Consider the following 9,781-nt stretch of genomic DNA (forward strand, 5'->3'; position numbering starts at 1 on the left):
AATTTTACGTCGAGCATTTGACGGAGGAATCCAATGGACAAGTTACTTTATGTGTCTATGTCAGGCGCCAAACAAAACTTAATTGGCGTGGCAATGAATGCTAACAATTTAGCGAATGCTAAAACAGTAGGCTTCCGCTCCGACTTTGAGCAACAACGCTCAATGCAGGCCTTTGGTGACGGGCTTCCTAGCCGAGTATTTGCAATGGAAGAACGCCCCGGCTCTCGAATGCATCACGGTGCTATTTCTACGACCGGCAGAGATTTAGACATTGCTTTGTCAGGTAGAGGATGGCTAGCAGTACAAGATAAAGATGGTGAAGAAGCTTATACCCGGGAAGGTAACTTACAGGTTACTAATGACGGTTTATTGACAACCGCCAAAGGGACACCAATTTTGGGCGAAGGTGGACTAATTGTTTTACCAATCCCAGTAGAAAAAGTTGAAATTGGTCCTGACGGGAGTGTTTCTGTTAGGCCACAAGGTGCACCAGCAAACTTCCTAGAAGTAGTCGATAGGATAAAAGTCATCGAGCCACCTTCAGATAATGACTTAACAAAAGGCATTGACGGTTTGTTCCGCTCAAAAAGCCAGGTTTTGTTTAATGAAGATTGTGGTTTTTGTGACGCCTCTCCCAACGTCCGTGTTGTTAGTGGTGCATTAGAAATGAGTAACGTTAATCCAGTAGAGGAGATGGTCTCGATGATTTCTCATCAGCGTCAATATGAGATGCAAATCAAAATGATGAAGAAAGCTGAAGAAATAGACCAGTCGCAAGACACGTTACTTCGAATCGTTTAATTAGGTAATTAGGAGGCAATTATGCATCCAGCATTGTGGATTAGTAAAACCGGTTTAGATGCTCAGCAAACCGATATTGCAGTTATTTCAAATAACTTAGCAAATGCGAGCACGGTAGGCTTTAAGAAAAGTCGCGCGATTTTTGAGGACCTGTTGTATCAAAATATCAATCAACCGGGTGGCCGTTCTTCACAGGACACAGAGTTACCTAACGGTTTGATGTTAGGTGCCGGCACCAAAGTCGTAGCAACCCAAAAGAACTTTTCTCAGGGCAATATGACTACCACGGATAATAGCTTGGATATCATGATCCAGGGTCATGGTTTCTTTGAGATTCAACGTCCAGATGGAACCGTTGCCTATACGCGTAATGGTCAATTCTCATTAGATGAAAATGGTCGAATCGTAACCTCAGGCGCTGGTTTTCCATTGCAGCCAGAGATGAATGTCCCTGAAAACGCAAAATCAATTACGGTATCACAGCAAGGTGAAGTATCGGTTCAGCTACCTGGTGAAGGTGCAGGCGTCATTATTGGTCAGTTGACCATCAGTGACTTCATCAACCCCGCTGGTTTAGAACCAATAGGTCAGAACTTGTTTACAGAGACTGGTGTCAGTGGCGCTCCTTTGCAGGGTAACCCTGGCGTAGACGGTCTTGGTATTTTGGTCCAAGGCGCGTTAGAGACGTCGAATGTAAATGTGACGGAAGAGCTGGTTAATATGATTGAAAGTCAGCGTGTCTATGAGATGAACTCCAAAGTGATTTCATCGGTAGACCAAATGCTTGGCTTTATCACTCAGCAGCTCTAATTAATCAATGACGCGTTTTAAGGTATGCAGCAGGAGTGGATGAATATGAACATCAAGACTTACCAAACCAAGTTAAATAAAGCGACACGGAATGTGCTTAAACTCACTGTTTCAGTCGTCGGCTTTGCATTATTGTCGGGTTGTGCGGTAAATCACGATGTGATTGAAGAAGAGCCACATTTTGCTCCTATTATGCCTGAAACACCAGCTGAAGAAGTGGTTGCCACTGGCAGTCTGTATCAAACAGGATGGTCTAATGGCCTTTACTCAGACACTAAAGCAAGACGAGTAGGCGACATCATTACCGTTGTTTTGGAAGAGAGCACTCAGGCCTCCAAAACCGCCAAAACAGAAACGAAGAAGCAAACTGACGCATCATTGTCGCCACTTGTTGGCTTAAATGGCGTTGCACCAACGATAGGTGGTAATACGCTGCAACTCGGTATCGAATCCGATGGGAATTTCAAAGGCGATGCAAAGTCTGATCAAAGCAACAGTCTGCGCGGTCAGATCACCGTCCATGTATTACAAGTGTTACCGAATGGCAATCTAATTATTCGTGGTGAGAAGTGGTTAACCCTTAACACTGGACAAGAATTTATTCGGTTGACGGGTATTGTTCGCGCCGAAGATATTTCAGCCGACAATACAGTTGAGTCTACGCGCGTCGCTAATGCTCGAATTTCTTATAGTGGCAAAGGCACCTTGGCCGAGTCACAAGAAGCAGGCTGGTTATCCAAGTTTTTCTTAAGTTCGATGTGGCCATTCTAGGAGTAGTATGATGAAAGCAAGCCTAGTAAAAATTAGTATTTTAATTGCCATATTCAGCGTCTTATTAAGTACAAGCGCTCTGGCCGTTAGAATCAAAGATGTTTCTACAGTACAGGGAATTCGTTCAAATCAGTTGGTTGGTTATGGTCTTGTAGTTGGTTTACCGGGAACCGGTGAGCAAACTCGATTTACCCAACAGAGTTTTAAGGCCATGTTGGCGAATTTTGGCATTCAAATGCCTGCTAACTTACAGCCAAAAATTAAAAACGTTGCTGCCGTTGCGGTTCACGCCGAGTTACCAGCATTTAGCAAGCCAGGGCAAGATATAGACATAACCGTGTCGTCTATTGGCAGTGCTGGTAGTTTACGCGGTGGCACATTATTACAAACTTTCTTAAAAGGTGCCGATGGCCAAGTCTATGCGGTCGCACAGGGCTCATTAGTTGTTGGTGGTTTAGGTGCTCAAGGTTTGGATGGTTCTCAAGTGGTTATCAACACGCCAACCGTAGGTCGTATTCCAAATGGCGCGACCGTTGAGCGCAGTGTCCCATCTCCGTTTGGTAATGGCGACCATATTACCTTCAATTTAAACGAACCAGACTTTACATCAGCAAAACGTTTGGCCGACACAATCAATAACCTTGTTGGGCCAAATACTGCAAAACCACTTGATTCTGTTTCGGTCAGAGTGATCGCGCCACGTGATATTGCACAGCGTGTTGCTTATTTGTCAGCAATTGAAAACCTTGAGTTTGAGCCGGCAAGTACTGCCGCGAAAATTATTGTTAATTCTAGAACCGGTACTATCGTTATAGGTAAGGACGTAAGACTTAAACCAGCAGCGATAACTCACGGTAATTTGACGGTGACCATAGCTGAAAACCAAGAAGTGACACAGCCAAATCCATTAGGACAAGGTCAAACCGTTGTAACAAATCAATCTATTATTGACGTGGCGAGAGACGACACTCGAGCTTTTGTGTTTGACCCTGGTGCGAACTTAGATGATTTAGTTAGAGCCATTAACCAAGTTGGCGCAGCGCCAGGTGACTTAATGGCCATTTTAGAAGCGTTAAAACAAGCCGGTGCCATTGATGGCCAGCTGGTAGTTATTTAAAAAGTCTTAATTATATGCAATTTTGCAAAAACCAAAGAGGAAAATACCATGGCATTTTCACAAGTGTTATTAAGTAACGTAACGGCAAATCAAGATACCAATAATGCTATTCTTGAAATGCTTGATATTAACGAAACTCATGAGTTGCAATACCACGTTTATGAGATCGCATACGGCAGCAAAAAGTTATTCTGTTGTTTATCTGGCGGTCACATTGTTGATGGTAAAATTGAGTTTACACCAATTGGCATGGCCGCATTCGAAGCGTTAACAAACGTTGAAGTAGAAGGCGATGCTGAATATTTTGCGGATGAAATCAATACTGAAGAAGCAATCGAAGCACAATTAGAAGCTGTTTTTGACCGTGTTCCTGATGGCTCTAAAGTTTGTTTTATTGGTGACATTACTGGCGAATTAAAAGACTCGCTAAGCAAATACTTTACCTTGTTACACTAAGGAAAAATATGTTTGCCGTTAACTGACCAACCAAACCCTGTATTCTTGGTTGGTCAGCTAATGATGCTCTAATTTTCATTCCGGTATTAACCCCTCTGGTATACCTTTCTCTTGATTCTTATTAATAGTCACTCGCTTAAATCAAATTTTAAGTGGACTGTCTTTATTCACTCCTTCGACTCGTTTGTGATTACCAAAAATCCAGAACAATTTAAACAACAATAAAACTCTGATAAATATGAGGTTTAGTCACTTGGCACGCCTCTTGATACACCATTAATAATTGTTAATTTTTCAATAGATAAATGGCGACTACACCCTGTTTTGGGGATAAAACCGTCAAAATTACGACTATGAACAAGATCGGCGATATCAATAACTATCATGACCTCAATGGCCTTCAGCAGTTAAAAGCTCAAGCCAAGAATGAACCTGAAAGTCAGGAAGCACTTAAAAAGGCGGCTCAGCATTTTGAGTCAATTTTTATTGGCATGATGTTGAAGTCCATGCGAGATGCGAACAAGGCGTTTGAAGAGGGCAACCCCATGCATTCAAACACCACGAATTTCTTTCGCGATATGTATGACCAACAGCTAGCTACCGATATGTCTGACAATGGATCGATGGGCTTGGCCGATATTATTGTTCAACAGTTAAGTGGTGATACAGAGTCCTTTAAAGCGGCCAGCGTCCTAAGAAACGACGCGACTTTAGCGAATTTGACCCAACATAAATCTACGTCACCATTAGCCTCTCAAACGGTGAACTTACAGGACAAAGAAAGTATTCTCGACAGTCAAGTCAAAGGCGTTGTGGCAGACTCTGATATGACTACTCAGTTAACGACGCCAAATAACAGTATTACTGATCTAACTAACAAATCTGCGGTGACCTCCGCTTCGCAAACCCCTAAGGTGGACGATAAATTTGAGTCACCTGAAGATTTTGTCGGCAAACTTTGGGACGTCGCAAAACAAACTGCTAAAAAAATTGGCTTAAACCCAGCGGTGATGTTGGCTCAATCGGCACTTGAAACTGGCTGGGGGCAGCACGTTATTAAAACGGCAAAGGGTGAATCGTCATTTAATTTATTTAACGTAAAAGCACACCGTGACTGGACTGGCGATAAGGTTGCTCAGTCCACATTGGAGTTCGAGCAAGGTGTGGCGGTAAGAAAAACCGAACCATTTAGAGCCTATAACAACTTTGCTGAATCCTTTGATGACTTTGTCTCCTTCTTAAATAGCAGCAGCCGTTATGAAGAAGCTTTGAACAAAACTCAAAACCCGGAACAGTTTTTGCAAAGTCTACAGAAAGCAGGTTATGCAACGGATCCTAACTATGCCGACAAAATTATCGGTATTTTAAAGAGCGACCGTTTTAAAGAAATGATCAATAACGTCACAGGCAGCCCGTATAGCTCAGGGCCAAGTGAGACCACGTTAGGAAATGAGGACTAATTTATGGCTGGTGGTATTTTAGGTACTGGTGTATCCGGTTTAGCCGCAGCTCAGCACGGCTTAGACACAACAGGTCACAATATTTCGAACGTTAATACGGAAGGTTATAGCCGTCAACGTGTTGAAACTGTGTCGACGGTTGGTTTGGCATTTAGAAGTACCTTTCTAGGCAATGGTACTCAGTTATCCTCCATTTCCCGAAGTTTTAACCAATTTAATTATCAAGAAGTTATCTTCAACGCTGCTCAATACAACTCAAATAACACTAAGTATGAGAATGCTTCTCGCATGGATAATTTATTGGCGGACCCTGAAACAGGTATCACCACATCCTTCGAAGCAATGTTTGATGGTATTAATGGGGTGACAGAAGAACCAACGATCATTTCAGCAAGAAACGTAGTAATTGCTCGTGCCGAGACGGTTGCGAAGCGCTTCAATAACCTTTATGAAGAGATTTCAGGCCAGCATTTAGGGGCTATAAATGAAGAAATTCGAACCACAGTCTCTGAGATAAATGCCATTGCGGCAGAAATTGCGTCTCTCAACGGCAAAATTCAAGTAGAAAATGCCAACTCAGGCGACGGCTTCCCACCAAATGATTTATTAGACAAACGCGACTTATTGGTAAAGCAACTCAGTGAAAAAGTCGCGGTAGACACGATTAAGCGAGAAGACGGTACAATCAACGTCACAATTGGTAAAGGTATTACGCTTGTTACCAATACTTTTGCATTGCCGTTATCAGTGCAAAGAAATGAGTTTGACAGCGGCCAACTAGAAATCGCTGTTTCAGTCAAATCTACTACACCGAATGCTTCTGTCATTACTGACCAGCTATCGGGGGGCTCGTTGACTGGCCTATTTGACGCGCGCGACAACTTAATTATGCCAACCCTAAACGAGCTAGGTAAATTAGCGATAGGTATTGCAGATACCTTTAATCGCCAGCAGTCCCTTGGGCGAGATTTAAACGGTGAAGCGGGGCAAAACTTATTCAGTGATGTAAATGAGCCACAGTCGGTGTTGGCAAGAACGCTTAATAGTCAAGAAAACCCAACTCAATCTAAGTTCGAAGTTTATATTCGCAACGTCGATGAATTAAAGGGGATTGATTATCGATTGGATTATGACGGCACAAACTTAGATATGACCGATATGGACGGAAATGTCATCACTCAATTTACGCCGGCAGATATAGCAACAATGAGTGGTGGTACCGCAATTTCAGTTCCAGGTACAGGCATATCAATTGCTATCGATACTAATAATTTAACAGCTGGTGATTCATTTAAGGTTCGTCCTACGTATTTTGGCGCTAATGACATTGAACGAATTTTGGACGAGCCAGTTAAAATAGCCGCGGCTGACAATGCATTGGCTATTACTGACAACGTAAACAACAACAATGTTCAATTTAAATTATATGAGATCACCGCGCCATCGGCACCGGTAGCGGCACTACCAGGCCCATTACCAGATAATAATATTACAATCGAAGTCGATGCGACTGCGACTACATATCAAGTGCGAGACTCTGGTGGTGTAGTAATTAGTGGTCCACTTGCGATTCCAAGTGACCAAATCATTGATGATCCGGTTGCAGGCTTTCGTTTCAAATTAGATGGAGTGTTGGCGGGTAACGAGAGTTTTACCATCACGCATGCAGATAACCCTGGCATTGACGAAACGAAGAAGTTTGGCCCTGGTGACAACACAAATATGCTGACCATGTTGAGCTTCCAGTCCGAGCGAACTTTAGATGGTGGTACTAACAGCTTTTCAGAGACTTACGCCGATTTGGTTACTGTGATTGGTGTAGAGACTAAAAGTCGCGAAATTTCTACTGCTTCATTCGAAACCCTGCTTGCTGGTGCGGAAGAACGTCTCGCAGGTATTCAGGGCGTAAACCTCGATGAAGAGGCCGCCAACTTAATTCAATATCAACAAGCGTATACAGCGGCTGCACGCATTATTTCGGTGGCACGAGATACGTTTGATACTTTATTGCAAGCCGCGAGGTAACTAAATAATGTCAGTGCGTATTGCTACATCAAACTTTTACGAACGCAGCTTAACCAATTTGCGTACTCGCCAATCGGCACTTGATCGTGCTCAAATGGAGTTAGCGACAGGTAAAAAAATCTTAAAACCGTCAGATGATCCAACTGGCGCTAATACGGCGATTCGATTAAGAAAAGAAATTGAAGTCTCAGACCGATACATCACGGCCCAAACCACTGCAGAGCGTTTTAACTTATTAAGTGAAAATGCGGTTGCGACAATGACAGATGTCTTGTTTCGTGCAGAGGAGTTATTGTTGACCTCGACAAACGGTACGATGGATGCGAATAGTTTGGCAGCTATAGCTGAAGAGCTACAAGAGCGTATTGTGCAGTTTGAAGGTGTAGCAAATACCAAAAACGCGAACGGCGATTATATATTTTCTGGCTATCAAACAAAAACACAGACTTATACAAAGGATGAGTTTGGCTACAACACATACAACGGCGATGACGGCCAACGTGAAGTGTTGATTGCCGCTGGTTTTCAATTAAAGGTAAATGACCCAGGCAGTCAGTTTATTGAAAATGTACCGTCGTCAGGTAAAACGTTTTTGCCAACAAGAAACCCAGGTAACCCGTCGGCCAGTGAAATTTCGATGGGCTTTGTTGTTAAACAAAAAGAATTTGAAAACACCACACCACCTGTTTACACAGCACCTTACACAGTGAGCTTCTTAGCTGGTGCCGGTGCAGGACAGGTGAGGGTAGAAGTTCGTGATAATGGCGGTACAGTCGTGCCACTTGAACCAAATAAAGGTGCGTTTGCTGATATCACGCCGGGTAGTGCTATTGAATTTAATGGTATCGAAATAAAAACTCAGGAAACACCACCGCCACAAGCAGGTGATACCTTTCAACTTGATGAATCAAATCAAACCAGTATTTTGTGGACACTTCAGCGTGCCATTGATGCCATGAGTATGGTTAACACAAGTTACAGTGCCGCTGCGGATGCAGGAAATGTTTCAACAGCAGTACTCAACCTAGGTAATATTACCGAGCCTGCGAGTGGTCACACTTTTGATGATTATCGTGTTGATATACTGGCCGGTGGTCAATATGAAGTATATGACAGTCAAGGTAATTTAGTGGATGGTCCGGCAGACTATACAGCGGCTAATCAGATTAAGTTTAGAGGTATAGAGCTTGATATTAGTGGGACACCTGCGGCTGGTGACGTTTTTCATATTGATAGACCGATTTCGCAGGCCCGTGTTGAGCTCGTTGATGGTTTGTTAACTGAAATAAAAGCTGGCATTACCTCAATAGACAACGTGCGTTCTGAAATGGGTGCACGATTAAATGCGGTTGAAGTTGAGCTGAATGCACAGTTTAGATACCAAGAAATCACTAAGTCGACCTTAGCCGATGTAGAAGAAATCGATATCTATGAAGCGGTGAATAACTTGGAGTCCAATAAGGTGGGCTTGCAAGCTGCACAACAGAGCTTTGCGAAAATTCAAAATCTATCTTTGTTTAATTACATTTAAATATTAATAACACTCTAAGATATTATGAGTGTTTAAAGCAACGGACTCTCACTAGGATCTAAATCCAGTGAATGTGTCAAAAAAGCGGCAAATAGATCCTTAACGATCATTGCCGCTTTTTTATTTTCTCTGCCGCTATGGCAATTCCAAATTTAATTCCCCTCTTTTGAGCGACCTGGTTTCATTCAAACACACCTGTTTTTTGACTATTGTTTTATTTTAGTACCTTATAAATAAAGCAGTTTTATTAAATCTTAGCCAATCTAGTAAAGTTGGCACGCCATCTGCAATTCTGTCATTGAGAAAAGAACATTAGGCATTTGTCTAAAAAAGTTCCAAGGAGAATACAATGGCTTTATTTGTAAATACTAACGTTGCCTCTATTAACGGCCAACGTAACCTTATGGGCTCGACAAACAGTTTAGAAACGTCAATGAACCGTTTGGCGTCGGGTTTAAGAATCAACAGCGCACGTGATGATGCGGCAGGTCTTCAGATCTCAAATCGTCTAACGTCACAAATTAACGGCCTAAACGTGGCAATGCGAAATGCAAATGACGGCATTTCAATGGCACAAACGGCAGAAGGCGCGATGCAAGAGTCGACTAACATACTGCAACGTATGCGTGACCTTGCTATTCAGTCAGCAAACGCGACAAACTCGACAGTTGACCGTAAAGCACTAAACGAAGAGGTCATTCAGTTAAAATCTGAGTTAGACCGAATCGCAAATACAACGACCTTCGGTGGTCAAAAACTAATTGATGGTTCATTTGGTGTTCAACAATTCCAGGTGGGCTCACAAGCGAA

General features: G+C 42.8%; 9 protein-coding genes. All 9 read left to right on the top strand.

The window, feature by feature from the left end; translation table 11 throughout:
* Nucleotides 1-33: 33 nt before the first annotated feature.
* A complete protein-coding gene (gene flgF, locus AC4E96_RS08805) occupies nt 34-801 on the top strand; it encodes a flagellar basal-body rod protein FlgF (RefSeq protein ID WP_490255546.1) in 768 nt (255 codons plus the stop codon).
* Nucleotides 802-822: 21 nt separating this feature from the next.
* On the top strand, nt 823-1,611 hold the full coding sequence (gene flgG / locus AC4E96_RS08810; RefSeq protein ID WP_488032652.1) for a flagellar basal-body rod protein FlgG: 789 nt from the start codon (nt 823-825) through the stop codon (nt 1,609-1,611).
* 93 nt (nt 1,612-1,704) lie between these two features.
* Nucleotides 1,705-2,382: a flagellar basal body L-ring protein FlgH gene (gene flgH, locus AC4E96_RS08815; protein WP_490255552.1), complete on the top strand. Its 678-nt coding sequence runs from the start codon at nt 1,705-1,707 to the stop codon at nt 2,380-2,382.
* 10 nt (nt 2,383-2,392) lie between these two features.
* On the top strand, nt 2,393-3,499 hold the full coding sequence (locus AC4E96_RS08820) for a flagellar basal body P-ring protein FlgI (RefSeq protein WP_490255553.1): 1,107 nt from the start codon (nt 2,393-2,395) through the stop codon (nt 3,497-3,499).
* Nucleotides 3,500-3,547: 48 nt separating this feature from the next.
* Nucleotides 3,548-3,955, top strand: a complete 408-nt coding sequence (locus AC4E96_RS08825) for a hypothetical protein (protein ID WP_490255547.1) — start codon at nt 3,548-3,550, stop codon at nt 3,953-3,955.
* A gap of 353 nt (nt 3,956-4,308) precedes the next feature.
* Nucleotides 4,309-5,415 (top strand): flagellar assembly peptidoglycan hydrolase FlgJ, encoded by a 1,107-nt coding sequence (flgJ, locus tag AC4E96_RS08830; protein WP_490255548.1) that lies wholly within the window; start codon nt 4,309-4,311, stop codon nt 5,413-5,415.
* A 3-nt stretch (nt 5,416-5,418) separates the two neighbouring features.
* Nucleotides 5,419-7,440 (top strand): flagellar hook-associated protein FlgK, encoded by a 2,022-nt coding sequence (gene flgK / locus AC4E96_RS08835; RefSeq protein WP_490255549.1) that lies wholly within the window; start codon nt 5,419-5,421, stop codon nt 7,438-7,440.
* Nucleotides 7,441-7,447: 7 nt separating this feature from the next.
* Nucleotides 7,448-8,971, top strand: coding sequence for a flagellar hook-associated protein FlgL (gene flgL, locus AC4E96_RS08840; RefSeq protein WP_490255550.1), 1,524 nt, complete (start codon nt 7,448-7,450; stop codon nt 8,969-8,971).
* Nucleotides 8,972-9,320: 349 nt separating this feature from the next.
* The coding region (locus tag AC4E96_RS08845; protein ID WP_490255551.1) for a flagellin N-terminal helical domain-containing protein at nt 9,321-9,781 on the top strand (461 nt) is incomplete at its 3' end.

Source organism: Psychrosphaera sp. (assembly GCF_982872775.1).